Raw genomic sequence first — 22,905 nt, 5'->3', positions numbered from 1 at the left:
ATGGCGGAATCCATGCTCGAATTCCGCGAAATCGAGATCGAAGGGCCGCCGTTCGAGGGCACGATGCGGCTGTGGAGCGCGGTCGTCGAGCTCGGCCATCCGTTGAAGGCGCGTTCCGATCCTCCGCTCGTGAAAAACCACTCGATCCGGCTGCTGGTGCAGCGGGCGGAGCCGGAGAAATTTCCCGTCGCCGGCGAGGCAAAAGTCACGTTTCACTCGCCGCTGATGCTGGCCGCGGCGGTGACACCTCGCAACTACCATCCCCCGAAGCAAGTTGCGACCATCCGCGGCGCCGCGTTCACCCCTTTCCTAACCAAAGAGATGACCGGACGCTACTCCGACCTGCGCGTCGTTCCCGCCTCGCCATGGCCGCCAAATCAGACCGGGTTTAACCCGAACGAACCACTCGCTGCGCCAACGATGCGGGCGACGAGCGGCCGAATCGCACTTGGCTGCGCACGCGACTACCAAAGCGATGACATCAAGCGCCTGTTGTCCATAGACTGGGGCAGCAGCAGGGATCAGACGGCAAGTATCCTCGGCAATCTCCGGATTCAGAAGACCAAGACGACGGAGAAGCTCGGCCGTCGCCCAAGAATTCGCGAAGCCATCGCTTTCGACTTTGTTGCCGACGGCGTGGAGCTCGAGCTCCAGGTTCCCAACCCGTTCGGCACGTCTACTGGCGATCTATTAGAATTACGCGTGCGCCTCGTTGCCTTTCATCAACTCGACAAAACAGTTGGCCTGCGCCTGGATCTGGTCGGCGGACATCCGGCAGCGCTCGCAAAGCTTGCTGAAGGGCTATCCTGGATGGCGAGGGACCTGTCGCGTCGGCGCGGCTGCCTCCTCCTGCAGATCGACGCGCTTGCGGTGCCGCCGCTGTCGTGGCCGCTCACTTTCCAAAATAGTCCGGCCGGGCCGATATACACTTGCGGGGAGCCAGACGAGATCCCGGCGGTTCAGCTGCGCGCGGAAAGCGTCCGGATTTTCGTGCTCAGCCGCGAGGATCTCGGTGGCGGAATCGCGGGGACCGCTGAGCTGGTCAGCCACAACGCCAAACTGAAGAGCCGCCTCGAGGCCAAACCTGTGGAGCTTGAGGTTACGTCCAACGCGAAAGGCGCTCCGGCCTCGGTCGACGCGCCAGATGTGACACTGAGCTGGGAGACGTCCGGCGGTGCCGACAAGGGCCTGGATCCCGATGCGATCAAGGTCACGAACTTCTCGGGCCTCGTCGAGGTCGAGCCGCTGGCCCGTCGGCTCGGGCGCGCATGGGGCGCCTCCGGTGCAATCGCCGCGGACACACGGCCGCCCTGCGCCTTCATCGCGCTCGAGCGAGGTTATGTGCAACTGCCACTACCGGAAAAACCGCTACCGGCAGAGCCACAGCGAGCGGTGCCTGTCCTCTCAAGCTCCGCATTCCGGGGTGAGATACGGTTCGTCCTGCCCGATCAGGCTGGTAGCAGCCCCGCAAGTTTGATCGGACTTGGCATCACGATGGCCAGGGTCGTGACGGCCAAGATCCAGTGGGAGCAGCCACTTGACACGACGTTGAAGCGCACCATCGAGGTCATCGTCGACGACGCAGTTGGCGAGCTTGACGGAGCATTGTGGGCCGGTGCTGCAAGCCCCTCGCCGCTCGAGATCCTGCCGCCCCGCGATGCAGGCCCGGCGTCTCTGATTAGCGTCCCTATCGCATTCGGCCAGACCGGCGCAAAGAAAAACTGGACCACCGAAGTCGATTTCGCGAGCAACAAGGAGATCCGTTTCAAGCTGCCGTTACCAGACCCCGATGTGAACGGATTTCCGCTGCTGGTCTGGCAACCACATCCGCGCCTAGCGCTGGTGTCGTCGGTTGCGATGACGCGGACGGCCGAAAATTCCGCCGTGCCGTCCTCCACGCGCGAGCTGATCCCGATGGAGGTCACTGGCACAGGAGACCTGGTTCTGTCCTTCAAGGGGGGACGGCTGCCTCGCGTCAGCGCCGCGCCGAAGCTGATCTTCTTCGGCCGCGGCACCTGGCGCTGGCCATGGCCGCCGCTCTGGGCGGTCAGCGCGCGGCCATACCCATCTTCACCCCAGGAGGAGGCAGGTGTCGCGATGGCCTCGCTCACCCTGCCGGGGGTGGAGTGCACGTTGGCGGAAGGAGCTGCGACTTTCAAAGAGGCGCTGCGCGTGTCGCTGCGCTACGATCTGCCCCTTCTCGACGAACTCTTCGCAAACGCCAAGGAGCCCGAGAGCAAGTCCCCTGTCGACGCTAATAAACCGGCTGCGAAGGACGAAGCGAGCACCAAGGGGACTCCAAAACGAGAACTGCCGCCGACGGCCCTTGAACCAGCGCGGCTTGCCGGAGTGTGGCTTGCCAATGCGCGGCGCCTTGCGCGCGCCCGCACAGAAGCGGATCGAGTCGTGTCACGGGAGCAAGTGGTCGACGGGAAGAACAGGATCGCGCTGTTTCATCTGACAGAAAAGAACCAGAACGTCGTCGTGCAAGGGCTGGTCGAGCCCTATGTGTGGACCCCGCCTGTTTTCGAGTTCGCTAGCGCGACCAATGGCATGAGTGCCTATCTCGGAGCGTATCGCTTCAAGGAAAATGATCAAGACTGGTACTTCGGCACCAAGGCGCTGCGTGGGCTCTCCGATAATTTCAAGATCGATGCCGGTAAGCTCGTGCCGGACGAGAAAGGAATCGTGAAGGTGAGCGGGTTTGCGGTATCCTCCTTCGCTCACCCCGACAGCGACCATCTGCGCGACACGCGGGGGATGGCGCTCTCACGAGAGCCAGAGCAGAAGCAGAACTATACCGGTCGCAACATCAGGCTCTTCAGCGCGCCAGCTGATCAGTCGCTCTTGCTCGCAACGCTCCGCAAGGCAGAGGCACTGACCCTTGGTGGCAGCGAATTGCAGTTCTGGTTCCGCGATCTGCCGCTCAAGAAAAGTGGTCGAAATCTTTCCTTCGATCTCTCTGGCGGGCTTGAGACCGGCCTCGGCCCGGACCCCGCCGCGCTCAACCGGGAGCGACTAGCGAGATCCCTGTACGAATGGCGCATGTTTCAAGAGGACCGCCGCCAATACGATTTCATCCTCGCCGGCCCGCTGGCCGCGCGTCCGCTGAGGCTACTCAAAGTCGATCTCGACGCAAACGGTACGGTTACGGAGTTGCAGGTCCTGGTGACGGTGCAGATCGCAGACGAGCCACCGAAGGAGACACAGGAGAAGCCTTCGGACGGACCTTTCGGGCCTGACAACGCCTATCGCACGGGAAACCTACTGCGCCTGACTTTCAAGCGCCCTACTGGCGGCGAGCTGATTCTCGACAACTGCCAGCGCGTGAAGCTCGACAGCGGCGGCGCGTTCGTGAGCTCTCAAAAGCCGCTCGTAGTTGCCGGCCAGGCGAACGCCCATCAGGGCGACCAGGAAAGCCTTCCCATCACCTTTGAATTCAAGCTCAAGGCCGACCGCGGCGGCGTTGATATCATAGCGGCGAAGCTGAGAACTCGTCTGTTCGGACAGACCTGCGATCTTGAGAGCACGGACGCGCGTTTCGTTGACCAAGCGCTGCTCGCCTCGTTTAAGTCGCCGGTGGTGCTCGATGACGTCCTGCGTCTGAGTTTGCTCAGGCTGAGCTGGACCGCCGAAGAGCTGACGTTCACGATCGCAAAGGGACGCATTGTCGCGCCTCTCAACGACGCAAAGGACGCGCCGACCGCATTCACGATTGACTTCGAGAAACAGGAGTTACGTTGGTTCGATGTCAAGAAGCAGGCCACGGTCAGTATTGATCACGAGATGGGCGTGGTCACGATCAGCCTCGACGATGATCTCGCCGAAAATCAAACATTGTTCCGCGGCTTTTATTTGCCAGCCGGCCGGCTCCGCGGTACGGCCGCGCTGGTTTTCCGTTCGGACGGGCCGTCCACCACATGGCCCCATCCTCTCTTGGGATCCGCTTTTTCCGAGTTCGCCTTCGATGCTTCCCGCAGCTCGTCGCCGCAGCGTGTGACCGCTATCCGACATCGTCACGCCGCCAGTATGCCCGAGGACTCGAAGCCGGATGCGGCGCCACAATGGACGTCACGCTTTATGCTCGACGCCGATTTCACTGCCAGCCGCATGGACATCAGTGCAATGTCATGGCCGGTCGGCTGCGCGCGCATCAGTGATACAAGGCCGCCGACGAAGGTGAAAACTCCAGGGTCGATTTCTTTCGATCCAGATCCAAACAGGAAGAAGGATTGGACGAAGTATCTCGTCATGCATGCGCGCGACAACGGCCTAGTCCTGAGACACCAGGTGCGACCGCGCCTGTCGGCTCACGAGCTTCCGGTCGCCGAGCTGCTCGGGATCGCCATAAAGGCGGGCGGCCAAGAAGAGTTCGTGCTGAAAAAGCCATGGCGCTTCCGTGCGCTCTGCGATCATGTGCTCGAACCCTTCCAAGGTGCATGGCCGACGCTTGAAGGCACGCAGCAAGCCTCCGAAAAGCTCGCATGGAGCTCAATCGACGAGCTTTGCCTCGTCGATATGAGCGAGCTGGCGGCCGAGGCCGCCATCGACTGCGATCCACCGGGCGCCGACGAGCGCTACGCCTTCATGGCCCGCTATAAGGGTAGCGATTCGGAGGCCCGGATCGCAGGCGTAATCCGCCGCACCCTTGCCAACGCGGGGTTTCCGGTCCGGACCATGCTGAGAGCCATAAACGACTGTCATGGCGGCATTGAATCCACGCCTCCAGATACGCTCGTTCTCGCAGGCGCCGTGACCACAGCAGTGGTAACAACCGAATCGCTAGAGACAGTGGACAAAAAAACGGATATCGGCGTCACCTTGACACCGCAGTGGATCCTGCGCTGGGGCGCCAGGGATGAGATCATGGATCTCGGCCCTCTGACTGCAATCCCACAAGTGGATGCCGCGGAACGCATTTTTGAGATTGCGGCCTATGACGCTGCCACGGGCCAGCCGAAACCGCTGCACGAAAGACGGCCTTTCGCCTTTGCCGCACAGGACGGCACGCAAAGCCTGATCGAGGGGCGGCTTGCTGCCGCGATGGGTGTGCCAACCGCTCGCGTCGAATCCACAATCGCCGTCGATCAAGCCTTCCTGAGATACGATGGAGACGAGGCTTCGGCACCCGGCTGGCTTCAGCGTCCGCTGTTCGTGCGCACGCTGCTGGCACTCGATGCTGTCGCGACCGCCTTCGCAGAATTCTTAAAGAAGGAGAAGCCACCGCGGGACTTCGTCCAGCGCATCAGTGTTGTCGTGCCGCAATCCCATCAAGACGTTTCCGAATTTCGGTTCGCCGTCACCGCATGGCCCCAAGGCGTGTCGCCGCTCGACACGCCAGCGCCGGCAGTCACCCTGATCGTTGCCGACGAGCGCCGTGTGCGCACCGAAATCCTGCCCGCCCCACTGGCACGCACGCTCGTCAATCCGGGCGACGACGAGCTTGTGTCCTCGTCTGAACAGCGTGCCTCCGCCAGCCTGCGCGCGCTCGGGCTCAGCGCCAATCCGCGCGCGGTGCTGCTAGCGCGCGTCGACGAAACCTATCTTAGCATTCGCGGCACCGAAGCCACGACCGCTGACGGGCTCCGGCAGGCTCTGGATGTCGGACCGCGCATCGGGTCCCTGGCGGTCGGACCGAGCGTCGGCGACGCGATGCTCCCTCCGCCCCACGTGCACTGGCTCGCCACACAACAGAAGCCGGCCATTCTGATGGGGCGCTCGCGGGTGCTGCGCCGTCTCGAGGACACGATCTACGCCTCACCAGCACTCGGCTGGCCTGATTTCGCGCGCGGCGAAGAACTTGCCAAGGTGCAGCCACGACTCGGAGACGAGGAAGTCCGCCGCAATGAAGAGCTCGCCTGGGCTGGCCGCGTGCACAGCACCGCTTGGCCTGCAGTGGCCTGGGACAGCGGCGCGGAGGAACTGAGCGAAGCGGCTTTCCTGTCCATGGGCCAGCGGTTGGCATTCCGCCGACGCGCCGCGCGGAATCTGCGTTCGCCATCGGACCGGGCCTCCGTGCTCGTACCTCCGCGCACCCGCGCGCCCACGCCAGGCGCGCTTCAGGCCGCCTTTGCGAAGGCTCGCATCCAGGAGGACATCGATGAAAAAGATGTTGATCCCAAAGACCGCGCGAAACTCGCACCCATGCTGCCCGGCCAGATCGAGACGACGTTCACTGGCTGGCGGCCGGGCGTGCTGCTCACGCAGCATGAAGGCGTGACACTCACTTATGCTAGTCTCCCATTCGACAAGGAGTTCCAGCGCTTCGGCCGCCCCTCCTCGCGCGGGCCGGTGATCACGCGCCAGTTGCGAACCCCGCGCTCATCCAACCTGCGCGAGGAGGACGCGCTGGAGCTGCGCCGCCGCACCTTCCTAATGAGTGAAGCTACACAAGCGCCATTTTACAGCAGGAAATCGAAGCTGATCGATGGACCGGCCGTCGTCTTACGGTACGAGCACAAGGAAAACGATCTCTCGATTTTACGCGGAGTGATAATTACGCCAACGAGGCCGGAGAACGGCTGGCTCACTGCTGAGCAATGGGATGGGACCATCGGACTGCTGGTGACCGGTCAGCCGCCGGTGCCGACGCAGGTTGCGGCCGCGCGCGTCGGGCTCCTACAAAACGCAGCGACGAAATCCAAAGTCCAGGCATCCCTTACAGTGGGCAGTACACGGGTCGTGTTCGACTCAATGAAGTGGAGCACGAGCGCGGACGGGACGCTGCTCCTATTTGCCGTGGGAAGTAGCAAAGAAAGCTTCGATGCTGCGCGCAATGCCGTGCTGGTGGCACTTTCGGATGCAACAGCCGACACTCGCGTCAGCTTCACCATGAGCGGATACGCGCCCATGGGACCAGACGACAACGACCCGGCCCCACCGGAAAACGGCGAGATCTCTCTCGACACGGACGACGCGCAATCCCTGCGGGCCGGTCCACCATCCGTTCTTACGCTGGAGCTTGGGCATGCGCCGATGCGCGAGCGCTGGCTGCCACTTCACACGCTGACGCTTGCCTTTGGCGATCCCGCCTATGACCGCGAGCTGGGTAGCCCGGCAAAGAACGACCTTCGCGCCTTCAGCGACATTCCGCACGTACTCGCGCTTGACCGTGCGGAATACGACCTGACATCCACCGTCTTTTTCGCGTTCTGGAGCCGCGAGACTCCAAAAAATGGACAGGAGAATCCAATTGCAGTTCCGACTGGCTGGGCAGTCGCCTTCGAGCTCATTCCCGGCGACAGCACGCCGGCGCGTCCATTGCGTCTCACTGCGACAAAGGCGATGGACGCTACGGATCCACCTACGCCGCGCTATGAGCTGGGGACGGCAAAGGCCGCCTACGCGATCGCCATCAGTACGTTGCGGGAAGCTGGCGGCGAAACGGCCCGGATCGCAGCCGGCGATCGACTGCGCGTGAGCGTGTTGAAAGTCGACAATCCGAATGATTTCCTGAGCGTCGATGTCGGCATCGTGGCCGAGCCGGTACTCGCCCCGCCCGCCGCGACCTATGGCCTTGCAACGCTGCATGACGGAAGCAGTATCGGCACGGCCCTGTTCGCCACTGCGCCTTTGCCGCAGCGCATCGAGTTCCCGGACCTGTTCCATGATCTGGTTGCAGGACACGTGCGTCGGCGCGGGCTGTTTCTGTGGCCGTTCACGGTCACCAAATCGCCAGCAGCGAAGGAGCCGTTCGCCTTCCTCGTAAAGGTTGATCGGACCGGCGGCGGCCAGGTGCCGGATAAGAAAGATGATTTCGAGCTGGTTGAGTAGCTGTAGCCGCGATTTCCTATTCGAGTTCGTAGGTCGAACGATCAGCCAACAGCGCTGAGGCCTGTGCCCTTCATTCCGTCAAACACAAATCGAATTCCGGCGGCCTCGAGAGCCCCCTGCACTTTCTGCAAGCTTTCCGCATGAGGCACTGAGTGCCCCTGCTCGTAGCGATTGACTACGGTCTTGGCGACGCCGGCGGCCTTTGCCAACTCCGCCTGGCTCCAGTTCAGCCATGCCCTGGCAGCTCGAAGCTGAGCGGGTGAGATAGTCGGGACGGCGTTAACCAAGTTTATGGACTCCTGGTTCTGACGGTTCTCAAAAGCCGGGCGACGAGGTATTATTAAGCACTTCTTAACGTGCCGAGCCCGACGCGCCGGGCGAAGAATCCTTCATCAGAATCCTAGTTTCGAATCCTTGCCGGGAAATTTACCCGCCGCAGGTCGACGAGCCGTGCCGGCTTTCCACCACCGACAAAGGAGGACCTCTCTCTAAGGACTCAACAATCAGCGTCTTCCACTTTCAAATCCTTGTGGACTGCAACGGCCATGCGCCGTTTGCGAACTTCAATTGGGGAACACGCATGCATCTGCACAACTACCGAAAACAAATTAGCCCAATTCGCGCACTGGAGGCGTCACCGCTTCATTGGTGGAGGACGCGGAGACCCCAGAGCCTTCGTCGCAGCGATATTCGAGTCCTTCGAGCAGTCCTTTTGCGTACAGAGAGTGTAGCCGACCTGGACTGGCTTGGAGCGGCGACCGGGGATTCTGCCGCCGCAATCGGTGTAGCGATCAGAACGATGCACACAGCCGGAATGACCAACCCTGTCGTCGACGCCGCGCTTTCCGCAGTGCTCTGTTGCGCCCTCGAAGGGGACTCCGCCGCACCGGTTGTCATTCGCTCCGCCCTGAACCGGCGTAGCCGCTTCGATTCAAGAAGCGCAGAGCTCAGTCGTTCTTGGCGAAAGTCCGACGTTGGCTAGGCCCCCCTGCAGCCACTTCCTGTCCATCAATGCTTCGGCCATCGAGGATCGACATGACTGCTCGCATCACCTCCGTAACCAGCCTCTTGCGCGACCTTGACAGCTTGACAGCTGACCTGCGACGCATCCAAGCGGGCGTCGCACCGTCTTCCGAGGTCTTGGAGAGGTGCCCTCTCCTCGACCAATGGTCACTTGGCTTCCTGCCAGCCGCTTGTCTGGTTGGCGCGGTCTACCAGCATCCACTGCTCGGTAGCCGCCCCTCGCTGTACACTTCAGAGATCGTATTCATCGATCCGAGCAGGCGCTGGGCACGTACGCGATCCATGTATTATCGATTGGGGACCGAGAGGCACGATCCTTTGCCGGTAAGCGCGTGAGCTGTTTCGACTGCTTTGCGCAACGAATCACGCGGATCAGACAGCTTGTGCCTCCGCGTCCGAACTACAAAAGATCCGCCTCACTCAGCCTGGCGCGCCCTTAACGACTAAGCTTCGAGCCTTCGATCGAGGCCGCTCAGGCCCGAACGGCCTCGTCGACCGAAACCCTCGCGAACTCGACAGCATCAAGCTTCGATAGAGTTCCGCAGGCTTTCTCCAACAGTCCCCTGACACTATCCGCAGTCTTCGCGCCCCTCTCCATTCCGCCCTTAAACGTCCGCTAGATATTGGAAGTGAGAACATGAACCTGCACTTGGCGAGTCCGCGCGATCTTCTCGCACGCGCTTACCTCGACATGTTAGGCACCGATTCCGGGACCAACAGCGGCCCGCTCCTGCGCAGCGGCGACCCAAACGACCCGATCGAGCGCCTCCTCGACGACCTGTCGACCGCTCCTGACACGGTAGGACGGACGTCAATTCGCGCCGACCTCGCTGCCGCAGCTATTCTGGTTGCACGGGCAATCGAAGGTGTCGATGGGCTCACGCGCGATCTGCGCCGCGGCACGCCGGTGGTCTCCGTTGCTACACATGCACCCGAGATCGTAGCGCTTGTCCGCGACGTGATGAAAATTTGCAGCTTCGGGAGCAATGCAGAGTCGTTGGACGAAAAGCACTTCACTAACCGATACACGCGTCCGGTGCTGCTCATTGCCCGAGACGGCACGGCGAGCGATCACAAGTCCGACCGCGGCAACGATGCCATCGCCGAGGCCTTACACGTGCGCGCCCCCATTGTCGGCATGGCACCCGATCCTCGACGTCAACTTCCCCGCGATCTGCTCCGCGCCGCCGAGCATCACCTTTTGCTCGGTCAACTCGACGCCTCGGCCATTGCGTTGGTCATTGAAGCCGTGACAGGCAAGACCCCAGAGGTAACGATCGACGAGCAACTTGTCCGAGCAGTCGACGTTTCGGATCTGGCGCTTTCAGTGCGTCCCGACCGCAGCGCTGACGAGTGTGTCGCGCATCTTCAGAAGATCGTTTCGAACAAATCGGTCTTCGACCATCGCGGACCCAGCCTTGAGGAGCTGTCCGGATACGGCGCAGCGCGCGAATGGGGCATCAACCTCGTCGCCGATTTGCAGGAGTATCGCGCCGGCCGCCTCGATTGGGAGGCCATCGAAAAAGGCTTGCTGCTCGTCGGCCCACCTGGCGTGGGGAAAACACAATTTGCCCGTGCGGTTGCCAAATCTGCCAACGTACCGTTGGTCGCAACTTCCGTCGCAGATTGGAATGCATCGGCGTATTTGTCAGGCACACTGGCGGCAATAAAGAGTTGCTTCGCGCAAGCACGGCAGCTCGCTCCTTGCGTGCTCTTTATCGACGAGCTTGATGGCATCAGTGATCGCGCCACGCTAACCAATGAGTACAAGGAGTATTGGACACAGATCGTAAACCTCCTCCTCGAACAGCTGGCGGGCGTAGAGGATCGGCCCGGCGTCGTCGTCATCGGCGCGACCAACCATGCTGAGCACATCGATGCTGCCGTAAGGCGCGCTGGGAGGCTCGACCGCACGATCGAGATCGAACTGCCAGACACCGACAGCTTGGCGCAGATCTTTCGATTCCATCTCGGCGAAACGGCATTAAAGGGCGTTGATTTGACGCCCGCCGCGCTCGCGGCCGTCGGCAGAACCGGTGCAGATGTCGAGGCCTGGGTCAGGCGGGCGAGGTCCCACGCGCGCCGCGAAAAGCGCGAAATGACGCTCGATGACGTCATGAACGAAATCCGGTCCGGTCGTCCAGGTCTTCCCGAGCAGCTTCGTCGGGTCGTTGCGCTTCACGAGGCTGGGCACATGGTTGTCGGCGTCGCTCTGAACGTCTTCCAGCCACAGGCCCTTTCGATTCTCGATGCTGGAGGCGCCACTCAAGTCGAGTTATCGCGAGAGAGCGGCCAGTCGGAACAGGGCATCGAAAACTTCATCACGTCCCTCCTCGGCGGCCGCGCCGCCGAGGTTGTCATCCTCGGAGCCGCGAAGGCCACGGCAGGCGCCGGCATCGGCGAGACCAGCGATTTCGCCCGCGCAACTCGCGCAGCCATGGACCTCGAATTGCGCTTCGGCTTCGGCGCACTCGGGGTCACGCATTTCCCGGAGAAGGCCACCGAGATCCTTTATCACGAGCCGGCTGTAGTTGGTCGGGTCAAGGCCCGGCTCGACCGCTGCCTGGCCCGAGCATACGACCTCATCGCCGCCAACAAGGAGGCCGTCGAAGTCATCGGCGGCCGTCTGGAAGAAATTGGCTATCTCGATCGCGCAGGTATCGACGAGCTCCTGAAGGCATATCCGTTGCAGGACCTCGCATCGTCTAACGAAAGCAGTGGAGGTCTGGCGTGATCCGAGTGACCGTCGAAATCCTCCTGGGCGGATACGCTGAAGGCCGCCGCACGATCGGGCACATGTTCATTGCCAGCATCTCGGACCTTACACCGCAGAGTGACTACCGGATCGACATCACCGAGGGAGACAATCCTCTGACCAGAGCGAAAGCTCGCACCTTGACTGTTTACGTTCGTAATCATGCACGTGCTCGGAGCGTATGGTCCCTGATAGGGGCTGGGATCGCTGAAGCATTGAAGGCGGGCTTTTAGATCGCCTCCATAACAGCCGCATTGGTCGCATCACGATATTGTGACAAGCGGCTTTTTCTTGTGGAAACGCGCGATTGAGGGTTCCTCTCGTGCAGCCAATGTGTCGAAAGCCCTGCCCCTTCGAACCCATATCTCAGGCTTCGCGCAGCGGATACCGAGTAGCTGAATCACCAAGAGCCATCGATCGATTCACGCCTTCTGACCGCTACGGCATCAGCCTCGTCAGGTTGACTGAATCAGCCGAGCCGAAAAAGTCGAATCAAAATCTGAACTTCCTCCGCCAACCGATTCACGAGACTTGAGATTTTTTCTTGACCCGCCCTCGACACTTGCAACTTCGGACCCGAGGATCGCCCTAACGCGCCCACCGAGCAACCATTCCGAACGGAGTTTCTGATGTCGATCTGCACCGCCAAGTAAAACTTCGGACGCGCGCCTCGCCGTTAGGTGTTCACTCACCCTTCGACGAAGCGCACGTCCAGAGGTCGGCGGAAGGCCAACCGTCCTGAGCGGGACAAAAGAGACGATCGCACCTCGCGCTGCATGGCGCAAGCGTGCCGTCGCGTCCTTCCGTCGACCTCCTCCACCGAAAAAATCCCCGGAGCGAAATCCGTCGGTCCTATGGCCGGCGAGCGCTCCTCCATGTCCGGAGGTCCTCATGCAGTTGCGTACGCAACACCTCGATTCAGCTAGCGGTCCCGGCATCGATCCCGAGACCTGGAAACCGACGCGGCCCAGCGAGGGTCTGCTCGACGCGCCGCTGCGTTCGCGCTCCGCCACCACTGGGTTCATGGTCGAAGACGGCAGGCTCATCGGATTCGCTTCGCGTCCCGAGAAGTATGCCGGCGAGGCCTTCTCGCTCGACTTCAACATCACGCATTTCGTCGAGCAGTACCCCCGTGTGCCCTATCACGACGGCAAGACGATCCGCCACCACACCTTCGACTTCTTCACCGTCCGCAAGCCGGGCATCCGCTCCTGCGTCGCGATCAAGCACAGCAGGCGCGTCGAGAAGAGCGGCATCCGGGAGGTCCTCAAGCTGATCGCAGCACAGGCCGGCAGGAAAGTCGCCGACGAGGTCATCCTGATGACGGAGGCCGATTTTTCCCGGAACCAGCGGTTCAACTCCGAACTGGTCCATGAAGTCCGCAGGCACCCCGTGCCGGAGCACGACAATCATGTCCGTCAGATCACCGCCGAGATCATCGGCGTCGTGACCATCGCTGACGTCGTCAAGCTGAGCGGCCTGGCCGCCGAAGGATTCCGCGCGACGGTCCGGCTCATCGCCGACCGCTTCTTCCATCTCGCGGATGTCGACGACCGGATCGACTACCACAGCCGCATCCGGCGCTACTGAACCCACCCCAACAAACCAGGAGAACGACCGATGACTGCCTTCAAGGACCTCCGCCGCCATCCCGCCGCCCCCGTGCAGCGCTCCAGCAACCGCGCGCCCGGCCGGTTCAACGCCGACGCCTGGCCCGGCTTCGCCGGCGGTCCGTTCGGCTCCGCCGTCCGGGGCGCTTCCGGCGACAAGCCGGCCAAGCCCCACCTGCGCTGATCCAGAGAAAGGAGATCACGATGCACTTCACGTTTGACGTGTCACGGAACGCCGGCGTCGCCGACACCATCCCGGTGCGGCTCGTCGACGGCTCGCTGCGCCGGCTCGTGCCGGTACCCGCCGAGCATGCTCTCACCTTTTTCGCCTACCCGCTCCTCCTCGACGGTTGGCCGGCTCATTTGACCCAGTCGATGCCGCCGCCGCTGTGGCGAAGCCAAATCACGGAAACTTCCAATGTACCCCCTCAAGAAGCAGCCGCGGCGCTTTGTCTTCGGCCCGCTCGATCGCATCGTTATCCGCAATCGTGAGTACCGCTGGGTCTCCACGGACGAATTCGGTCACGCCCTCTCCCCCGTGCTCGGGCCGGGCAAGCCGATCTCCGAAGGCTTCTCCCACGAAGACCTCGACATGCTCGCCGAAAGGGGCGTGCTCCAGCACGATCTCCACTACTACGACGAAGCCCGCGCCCTGACGCGCCTGAGGAACGGCGGCGCTATCTGCCTGTTCGATCTGTCGCCCTCCGAGCAGAAGCAGTTGCTTGAGAGACAGGAGATACTCGAACTCATCCGCCAGGAAGAGGTCACCGACCCCTCGTTCGTCCGAACCGACGCCCATCTCAAGAAGGTGCTGCCGAGGATCACGGCGACGCTGGTCGAGCGCAACCAGGCGCGCGCGGCCGAAGGCAAGACCGAGCGCTGCGACCAGCGCTTCGAGATGTCGAAGATCCCCTCCACGCGCACCATCCGCCGCTGGTGGAAGTCCTACGAAGGGTCGGGATTCGACATCATGTCGCTGCGCGACGGCCACCACCGCAGCGGCAATCCCTACTCGAACCTTGATCCGGACGTCCTGCAGCTCATCGACAAGCATGCCGCGGACTACTGCGACCGGCGCCGTCCGACCATGGCCGCGCAGTACGACGCGCTCGGGGCAGAAATCCGTCGGATAAACGAGGGACGGCCCGATAACGGGAAGCTCTCCATCCCCGCAAAGGGGACCTTCCGGAAGGCGATCAAGGCGATCCCGGTCTTCGACGCCTACGCCGGGCGGCACGGACTGGACGCGGCCAAGCGGAAGTTCGCCGTCGTTGGCCAGGGCATGGAGTCGGTTCGCGCGTTCCAGCGCCTGGTGATGGACGGTCACAAGACCCAAATCTCCACGATCGCGGTCCGGATCAGCAAGTGGGGCGCGCTCTCGCCCGAGGAGAAGAGGAAGGCCGAACGCGAACGGCTGATCCTGCACTTGTCGCTCTGCGCCGCCAGCCGCTGCATCACTGGCATCCGCTTCGCCAAGACCGAGAACAAGGAGACGGCGAAGGCGCTGTTGCGCATGAGCGTGACAGACAAGAGCCGCTACGCGGCCGCCGCTAAGTGCAAGAGCGACTGGCCGATGACCGCCCGTCCCGCTTCGATCCATACCGACACGGGCAGCGCGTGGATTTCGACCGAATTCCGCGGCTGCGTCGCCGATCTCCGCTGCACGCTCGAGACGGCACCGGTTGGCCTACCCCAGATGAGAGGTCACGCCGAGCGCGTCTTCGGCACGATCGACCGCAGCCTCCTGCCGAACTTCACCGGCAGGACGTTCGGCAGCATCGAGGAGAAGGGCGACGACGATCCGGCTGCGGAGGCAAGCATCTTTTCCGAAAGCATCGGGTCCGCGTTCGTCAGATATGTCGTGGATCGCTACCACCACACGCCGCATGCGGCCCTTTGCGGCATGACGCCGTACGACAAGTGGCTCGAGCTCGTCGAGCGCTACGGCGTGCTGCCCCCGCCCGGACGCGACGAGGTCCGAAACATCTTCGGACCGCGCATCGAGCGTGCGCTCGATCATCGCGGCGTGCGGGTCGCAGGCGTCCACTACCAGTCGGCTAGGCTGCAGGAATACCGGCGCAAGGTGGGCGACGCTAGGGTGGCGGTGAAGTTCGATCCGGAGGATCTCGGTCGGGTCTCGGTCTGGATCGACGACGCGTGGCTGACGGTGCCCGCGATCGTCGGATCCCTTGACGGCGTCCACCTCGATCACTGGAGCGAAGCGGTCAAGGATCTGCGCCGCCGGAACCTCATCCAGTCGTCGTTGTCCCGGCACTACGTCGACACGGCCATCCGCGATCTCGCATCGATGGGACGCCTAGCCTTGTCCTTCGCCGACGTCTCCGCACCGACTCTAACGGCGGACGACCTCGAACGCGCCGAGCGCGAGCTCCTCTACGGATTCGACATCGTCGACCCCAATGACGGCGACGCTCCCGACGCCGCAAGTGCCCGCGACACGAACGGAAGCCGCGACCGCTTCGCGAACGCGATTCCTGTGGCCGATACGCCACCCGGCACCGAGACCCGTCCCCCCGAAGGGGACGACGCGAATGGTTCGGGCAACAAGCCGACCGTCCGCACCCGCAAACCCAACCTGAAGCTGGAGGACTGATTCATGATGAACAAGCCCATCAACCACAACGACCCCATCGCCCGCCTGCGCGCCTCTCTCCCCGAGGAGTTCGGCGAGCAGTACGCGACCATCGAAGCCTTGCGCACGAAGTTCGTGCGCACGGAGCGCGATGGTCAGTTGGCCGAGCAGATGAACCTGCTCATCAACAACGCCGTTCAGTGCCGCGACCCCAATCTGCCCCCCTCGCTGGACAACCGGATCGAGGGAAAGGGTCTGGCCCTGATCGGATCGACCGGCGCCGGCAAGACCACCTCGCTGCGGGACTTCTTCAGAAACCACGCGGTGTTTGCCGGCTACCGCGATCCCGCCTCGGTGTCGCCCCTGCTCTGGCTGAGTGCGCCCTCCCCGTGCACGATCATCCAGCTGGGTCGCAAGATCCTCATTGCGAGCGGATACCCGCTCGAACGGGAGCTGCCGGCTCATCGCCTCTTCGAAATCGTGGGCCAGCGGCTCAATGCAATGGGCAAGATCGTGCTCGCGATCGAAGAGTTCCAGCACGTTGTCCACAATGTGCCGGTGAAAGACCAGCAGGCCGTCGCCGACATCCTCAAGCACCTGATGGAGGTCGAACGGATCACTGTAATCTTGTCCGGAATCGAGACCTTGCTGCCGTTCCTGGCTCTGGATCCGCAGCTCGATCGCCGCATTTCGAAGGTGTACTTCCACCGCCTCACGCCGGCCGATCTCGATAAGGTGGCCGATATGGTCCACGCCTACGTGGAGGAAGCTGGTCTCGAGATCGCCTACTCCGACAACGACGCGCTATTCCCGCGGCTAGTCCACGCCTCCCTACATGCCTGGGGTCTGTCGATCGAGAACACGATCGCCGCCATCGCCCTGTGCAAGCAGCAGGGCGACGCGACGCTCACCAAGGAGCATTTCGCGTCCGTCTATGCCGCGAAATCGGGAAAGTCCGCTCCAGAGAACCCCTTTCTCGCGGACCGCTGGCACGAGATCGTGTGCAAGACCGCGGTGCATGAGGCCGATCCCGCCGGGCCACCGCTCGCGACCGAACGCGACAAGGATCGCAGGTAAGCCACAACATGCTGCCGGAGCTACTCCGGCAGCATGCCCTGTCCCTTCATCAATTCACGGAAGCTCCCCCATGCAAAAGCTCGCATTGACCGTCCAGCAGGGCATCGGAGAAACGCCGGCCAGCTTTGCCTCGCGTGTGGCGGCGCGCAACTTCGTAAGTGCGCGCGATCTTGCGACGGACTTCGGCATCTCTTTCCAGAAGATCGTCGACGGAGATCGCTCCGAGATCCAGCGCCTGACCGAATTGGCCGGAGGTCGTTTCGACGACCTAATGCGGAACGCAATCCTCAAGAATGGGACTTTGTTTGAGCTGCGCGGCCAGCAGATCACGAAGCCCGCTATCAGACGCGCGCGTGTGCACGTCTGTCCGATCTGTCTCCAGGAAGACATTGCCGCGTCGAACCTTCATCCGGCCTTGTCGGCCTACGGTCGATACGAATGGGCGATCACAGCGATTCGAACCTGCGTCCGGCACTCGGTCGCACTTGTTGAAGTCAGAGACGATCTGCCGCCGAGCCAGCTCCATGACTTCACCCGGAATATCGCCGATGCCATCCCCAACATCGATCGCCTGGCGGCGGAGGCGTATCGCCGTGCTCCTTCCGGTCTGGAGACCTATCTCCTTGGTCGCATCGACGGCCGCCGCGATTTCGCCTGGTTGGATACCCTGCCCTTCTTCGCTGCAGCCTGGACCGCCGAGGTCGTGGGGGCGGTGGCCGCATTCGGAAAGCGCGTGAACCTGGACAATCTCTCCGACAACGAGCGGTACGCAGCCGGATGTGCCGGCTTCGAGATCCTGAAGGACGGAGCCGAAGGCCTCAAAGATTTCATGCGGGCGCTCAAGGGTAGTCATGTGCCCAAGTCCGGCCGAGGTTCTGCCGACGGGCCGCAGGCGATCTACGGAAAGCTGTTCATGTGCTTCGCTCAAGGACTTCCGGATCTTGCTTATGATCCGGTCCGCGAAGCCATGGCCGAGCACATCTTGGCCAATTTCCCACTCGGTCCCGGCGATGTCTTATTCGGAAGGCCAGTCGCTACCAGGCGCTTCCACTCGATCCGGACGGCATCGATCGCTTACAGCATGCACCCGAAGCGCCTGCGGAAGCTCATCGAGGCGGAAGGTCTGATTTCTGACCCCGCGCTCAGGGACAGGGACATCCTGTTCGATGCCGAAGTGGCGGACCGCCTGTTCAAGCGAGAGGCCGATTCGCTGACCATGAAGCAGGTGGAGGTATACATCAACGCACCCCGCCCGATGGCCCAGATCCTCTTTCAGGCCGACCTTATCCGCCGGCACGTCGTCGGCTTGGGAAAGATGAACGAAGTCTACTTCAAGTCGGAGCTCGATCAATTCTTGGCGCGTCTTTTCCGCAGGGCCGAGACGGTCGCGGTGCCTGGTCCTGGGATCTGCGATGTTGCAACGGCCGCGAAGCGCACGAATGGGTCCACGGCGGATTACGTCCGACTTGTACTCGAAGATCGCCTCGCCTGGGTCGGCCGCAAGGAAGGCATCGATGGCGTCCTCTCCTTGCTCGTCAACTTGGAGGAAGCTCGTCCCCTGATCAGGCTGCCCGAGCTCTCTGGTCTCGTCCCGGCTGACGCAATCCGGGTATTGCGGGTCAACAGCAAAGTCATGGCCGGACTGGTGAAGGTCGGTGCGTTCAAGACGATTGTCCAGCGACACCCGATCAAGAGAAATCCGCAGACAGTCATTCCCCACGAGGAGATCGCAAGGTTCAAGGAGGAGTACGTGTCCCTTTTCACGCTCGCCCGTGCACAGGGAAAGCACATGCCCGGCCTGCTCCGCGAGCTCACCGAACTTGGAATTCGGCCGGCCCCGGAACTCGACGGTGTCGGGGCGACGTTCTACCGACGGAGGGAGCTCGGTTCGTATTGAGTATCCTCACCGTCCGAACCTTCCGTACAATGGCTCCTCGGCTACCGTCCCTGGACGGCTGACAGTTAGCGCCCACGTTTTCCGCGTGTATGCTGACAAAGTCAAAACGTCGCTCTCGACAATGAATTCGAGGGTGGAGGAATACGTTCAGGTGAAAAAGCGGAAACGCGCGTTCACTTTCTTGCCTTCCGGAACGTGCTTCAGAATATCCCCGACCCGCCGGGCGGCTCGAACGGTCACCGGATCGCCAGTGTCGAATTGAGTATTGTTGAAGTTCAACTTCGATAGCCCGATCAGCTCGCGCGCAAGCTCTGAAGCGTTCGTTTCACCGTCTTCGCGGACGAATTCGATCGCGCGCGGAATGTATGCGCCCGGGTACACTTGGAAGTACGGGACTGCTCCCTTCAAGTATACGATGCCCGACTTGTCGTCGAAAAGCATCGCCGTGCCGCGCACCATGGGGGAATCGCCGCCGCGGAGGACGCGTGTTCCGGATCGGCGGACCGTCACAAGATCGAGGACGTCGAGCTTCTCACCCGCAGCGGCCTGCATGAAGCCTGCCCTCTCGTCTTCGTTGAACCCGGACGTCTTGTGCATCACGAGCCTGGCGGGCATCGTACGGTGCTCTCGGCGATATGTCGCCAACCCATCGGCCAGAAGCTGATAGGCGCTGTCCCGAGAAAGGTGCGGGGTGCGATCGTCCTTATCATAGGATGCGCTCCCGCCCTGCACGATGAGGCCTTCTCCCCGCTCGTCGAACACCTGGGCAACGCTAGTCATTAGCTTCTCGCCCGTGACGCTCTTGAAGAAACTCACGCCCACGTAGCATGTCGTTAGGGACGACGGCTGACGGGCCAGTCTCCAAGGCACCCCTCCCGCTTTGTAGTAGAGCGCTGTATGAAAGTTCCAGGCCGTCGTCGCCCGGTCCTGCAGCTTCCTGTCGCGCGCCCTGCCGCCGAGCGAGTAGCCGTATGTGTCGGGGCGAACGACTTGGCATGGCAGGGGCAGGTCGACTGCGCGGGCTTTGAACAAGTCGTGGAAATTCAGCGACGACGGCACCGGCCGGCGCTGCTCCGGTGCTGGCTCCTGCAATTCGTCGATCGGCGGATCGACATCCGTCGTCCGTGGCCCGTCTCCGAGCGCGAAGACTTCCTGGGGCGGAGCAATTATCAGCACATGCAGACCGCTTTTGGCAGCCAGATCCCTTCCATGGTCCATGAAAATGTCGACGAGTCGGGTCAGCGGGTCCGCGTCGGCCAAGGCAGCCGAAAGTTCGTGGCGCGAGATCGCACGCGTCGTCAGGTCAGAAAGTTCGAGCGAAGTCCCGAAGACCTGAGGTATCATCCCCGGAAAGGAAGGGCGAAGGTTGGTGAGCTTCGTTTCCTGGGAGGCGACGCCGTTCTTGCAGTCCTCGAGCCAGTCCCGAATGTGGTCTACCGTTGCCGTCGTGCCGATCACGCCCAGGCGGATCGGGGTCGGAATCGTCGGGCTACCTTTATCGAAGACGCCAAATAATCCGAGGCCGGCTCTTATGTCGACGTGCTGGTTGTTCTGGTGGAACGCGAGCGCCGGCTCGTCTACGAAATGAAGCCTCATTGATCGAGCTCCCGATCACTCGACGGCCGAACGGTGGGCGTATCCAGCGGTGTCAACGAGTCGTCGTCCACCCGCGCGAAGCGGAACGACTCGAGCGGCGCGAATTCCAGCAAGCGTGGTCTATCGACACGCGTCCATGGCGCCCGGAGTACGGCCTGCCAGATCAGAAGTTGGCTCAGTACGGATCGGTTCTTTTCGATGCGCTTGATGCCCGACAGACGGTTCTCGTGGAAGCGGTCGAGATCCTTTCCGTTGTAGGTGAAGCGGTACGTGGGCGTGATTTCCAGATACCACTGTTTGGCCAGCCAACGGAAGCGTCCCTGGACGGCGTTGTGACGGTAGTAGTTGAACTTCTTTCCATCCTTCGAGGTCGACTGGTAGTGCGAGACCACGGTGGTGGTGCTCCGGAGCTTGAGGTTCGGATATTTCAGGCGTCTTGGGCCTTCCTCGACGCGGCCCATGAAGGCGAAGACATCCAGATCGCCGTGATACCGCACGCCTTGTGCCCAGAGGTCGTCGCGGATGGCTCGGTTGAGCAGTTGGACGAACAGCCGGCGGCGTGCGTCATCATCCGAATAAGCCCACTCGCGCGCTTCGAAGCGATCAATCCCGCCGACGTCGATGACGGTGCCGAGGCGGGAAAGCTCAGGATCCACGAGACTGTAGAAATTTCCCTCGTGTATAGTCCACGCGTTCGGCACGTATTCGGCAGGTTGCCCGGACGCGTCCTCATTCAACGCCGCCCAAACGGCTTGCCTCGTGTTGCGCAGGGATGGCGCGACGAATAACGTTTCCGGAAACCGTCGGAGGAGAATGAGGTTTGGAAACCCCTCCTCTTGCGCGTCTTGACCCACTTGGTCTGCGACAACGCCTTGTGGTGCAACGCCGGACGTGTCGCCACCATCGGAAGGTTCAGCACCGCCGCCAGGAGAGACGGGTTGCGTGCGGAGATAGCCCCGCGCGAAGGCCGCCGCCGAAAGGCACGCATACTTCGTCCAGGCTTCCTGGCGTTTCAGACCGACGATATCGCTCAAGCCCCGTATCGAGATCATCGGCGTCTTGTCGCGCGTCGCGCGATGTACGCCGGCCGATTCCATCTCCACGGCGAGCATCGACCTTGCCGTGGTGATCCATGGGAAGAGCACCTGCGGATCCTTTATCAGCCGGTCGCTGGACGCAATCGCGCCCGCCATAAATCGGGACGCTCGCGGTTCGGCATTCTTGCCGTAGGCGGCCTGCAGTTTCGAGCGAAGATCTCGCTGCCAGGCTTTGGGTCCGTACAGCTTGCCTGTGCCGAAAGAGACAGCGGGCTTGGGGGGCAGATCGGCCGTCCAGTCTCCAATCTCTTCGGCACGGGCGGAGAGATTTGCGATGCCAGCGGCAATCGTTCTGTCGATCGGGCCGCCTCCGACGTTGTATGTCGGCCACTCTTCGAAGCGACGGGCCTCGATGCTAAAATCGTGGATGCGTGTCGAGATCACAACGTCCCCGAGAGTCACGTCATCCGACGGAAGTCCGCCGGCGATGCCCACTACCAAGATCAGGGCTGGCTGCAGGTCGTCGTAAAGGTCGCGGGCCGCTTCTTGGGCCTCTCCGTTGCCCTGCTCGAGCTGACGCAGGATGGCCAAGCGATATCGTCGGCCCTCGCCGGCACCCGCGCTGCGGAGCGTGTACTCGCGGTGTCGGCTCTTGTGAATTCGATGGTCGTCCGGAAATGCTTGCAAGACGGCCGTGAACTCGTCGTCACGAATCGTCAGAATTCCGACGTCTACCAACTGCGTCATCATTGCCTGCGTGTCGAGCGGAAGGCTCTGATGAGCCTGCCGGCGTCCGGCCGCTTAAACTGGGCGGCGCGACTCTGCCAGCGTCGGAATTATACAATCAGCGTGATCCATTTTCCCCTCTTTCGTCGGCGGTCACCGTTATCCACGGGGCCTGAACGTTCCCATCGGCACTCGCGACATGGCAGACCGCCGAAGCCGGCCGCCCTATTGATTGCCTCGACCCGAACACCCCCGGATGACCGCTGATTTCGACCTCGCGTGTCACGGCCGGGACGCCCTCCTACATCGTCCCTAGGCGCCGCCGGTGGTGGCCGTGGATCCTGGCGCTGGCGTTCGTCGTCGCGGTTGGGGCCGCCGGCACGTACGCCTTGCAGAACCCGGACGCCCAGTTGCGGGCGGTGAGCCGCCCGGCGGGCACGGAAGCGGATTCCGGCGGTAAGGCGATGTTGACAGACCTGCCCGCAGGCCAGCAGAAGTCGGCGCAGGACCCTCGGCAAGACCGTTGCCGACCAGCAGGGGTAACTGAAATGAGCGACCAGCGTGTGGGCCATTACCGCCAAGATGGTCGTCCTGCAGCCGGCGTCCGCTCCGGCGCAGCCGCCCGTCGTCAGGGTGCCGCTCCCCATTCCGCGAGTGCGCCCGCTGTCGCGGCCGAATAACGGCCGGCCCCCGCTCCACGCGCTCCGCTGAAGCCGAGACGGCCTTTCTGGTCCCGCCAACGAGGTCGCGGCCGACTTCGGTGGGGCGGCGCACCCTTGGAGCCGCCGAAAGCCGGTCGCGCTGAGGTCGTCCTGCCG

12 protein-coding genes are annotated in these 22,905 nt (G+C 62.4%); 9 read left to right on the top strand and 3 right to left on the bottom strand.

Features of this window, described 5'->3' with window-relative positions:
• Positions 1-7,773, top strand: a complete 7,773-nt coding sequence (locus tag EDE08_RS08080) for a hypothetical protein (RefSeq protein ID WP_131868428.1) — start codon at positions 1-3, stop codon at positions 7,771-7,773.
• Between the two features lie 41 nt (positions 7,774-7,814).
• Here the strand turns inward: EDE08_RS08080 and EDE08_RS08075 are convergent, their stop codons facing one another.
• Positions 7,815-8,060, bottom strand: coding sequence for a helix-turn-helix domain-containing protein (locus tag EDE08_RS08075; protein WP_131868427.1), 246 nt, complete (start codon positions 8,058-8,060; stop codon positions 7,815-7,817).
• Positions 8,061-8,784: 724 nt separating this feature from the next.
• Here EDE08_RS08075 and EDE08_RS39590 point away from each other — a divergent pair.
• From EDE08_RS39590 to EDE08_RS08045, 8 genes are all read left to right on the top strand, one after another.
• Positions 8,785-9,132, top strand: a complete 348-nt coding sequence (locus EDE08_RS39590; RefSeq protein WP_502700576.1) for a DUF6634 family protein — start codon at positions 8,785-8,787, stop codon at positions 9,130-9,132.
• A gap of 301 nt (positions 9,133-9,433) precedes the next feature.
• Positions 9,434-11,530 carry an AAA family ATPase gene (locus tag EDE08_RS08070; protein ID WP_131868426.1) on the top strand — a complete coding sequence of 699 codons (2,097 nt, stop codon included), beginning with the start codon at positions 9,434-9,436 and terminating at the stop codon, positions 11,528-11,530.
• Positions 11,531-12,442: 912 nt separating this feature from the next.
• Positions 12,443-13,141, top strand: a complete 699-nt coding sequence (locus tag EDE08_RS08060) for a CBS domain-containing protein (RefSeq protein ID WP_131868424.1) — start codon at positions 12,443-12,445, stop codon at positions 13,139-13,141.
• A gap of 30 nt (positions 13,142-13,171) precedes the next feature.
• Positions 13,172-13,345, top strand: coding sequence for a hypothetical protein (locus EDE08_RS38265; RefSeq protein ID WP_165935841.1), 174 nt, complete (start codon positions 13,172-13,174; stop codon positions 13,343-13,345).
• A gap of 20 nt (positions 13,346-13,365) precedes the next feature.
• A complete protein-coding gene (locus tag EDE08_RS38260; protein ID WP_132013662.1) occupies positions 13,366-13,653 on the top strand; it encodes a hypothetical protein in 288 nt (95 codons plus the stop codon).
• Positions 13,580-15,775, top strand: coding sequence for a TnsB C-terminal domain-containing protein (locus EDE08_RS08055; protein WP_131868423.1), 2,196 nt, complete (start codon positions 13,580-13,582; stop codon positions 15,773-15,775). The genes EDE08_RS38260 and EDE08_RS08055 overlap by 74 nt, the downstream gene beginning before the upstream one ends.
• Positions 15,776-15,778: 3 nt before the next feature.
• A complete protein-coding gene (locus tag EDE08_RS08050) occupies positions 15,779-16,831 on the top strand; it encodes a TniB family NTP-binding protein (RefSeq protein WP_131868422.1) in 1,053 nt (350 codons plus the stop codon).
• A 70-nt stretch (positions 16,832-16,901) separates the two neighbouring features.
• Positions 16,902-18,728 carry a TniQ family protein gene (locus EDE08_RS08045; RefSeq protein WP_165935842.1) on the top strand — a complete coding sequence of 609 codons (1,827 nt, stop codon included), beginning with the start codon at positions 16,902-16,904 and terminating at the stop codon, positions 18,726-18,728.
• A gap of 147 nt (positions 18,729-18,875) precedes the next feature.
• On the opposite strand, the gene EDE08_RS08040 is transcribed toward EDE08_RS08045, so the two are convergent.
• Complete coding sequence (locus EDE08_RS08040; protein ID WP_131868420.1) at positions 18,876-20,324, bottom strand: argonaute/piwi family protein; 1,449 nt, start codon at positions 20,322-20,324, stop codon at positions 18,876-18,878.
• A complete protein-coding gene (locus EDE08_RS08035; protein WP_131868419.1) occupies positions 20,321-22,111 on the bottom strand; it encodes a 5'-methylthioadenosine/S-adenosylhomocysteine nucleosidase family protein in 1,791 nt (596 codons plus the stop codon). The genes EDE08_RS08040 and EDE08_RS08035 overlap by 4 nt, the downstream gene beginning before the upstream one ends.
• Positions 22,112-22,905 lie beyond the last annotated feature (794 nt).

The sequence above is a fragment of the Bradyrhizobium sp. R2.2-H genome (genome assembly GCF_004346455.1).
GTDB lineage: Bacteria > Pseudomonadota > Alphaproteobacteria > Rhizobiales > Xanthobacteraceae > Bradyrhizobium > Bradyrhizobium diversitatis.
This window is presented reverse-complemented; position numbering and strand designations above follow the sequence as displayed.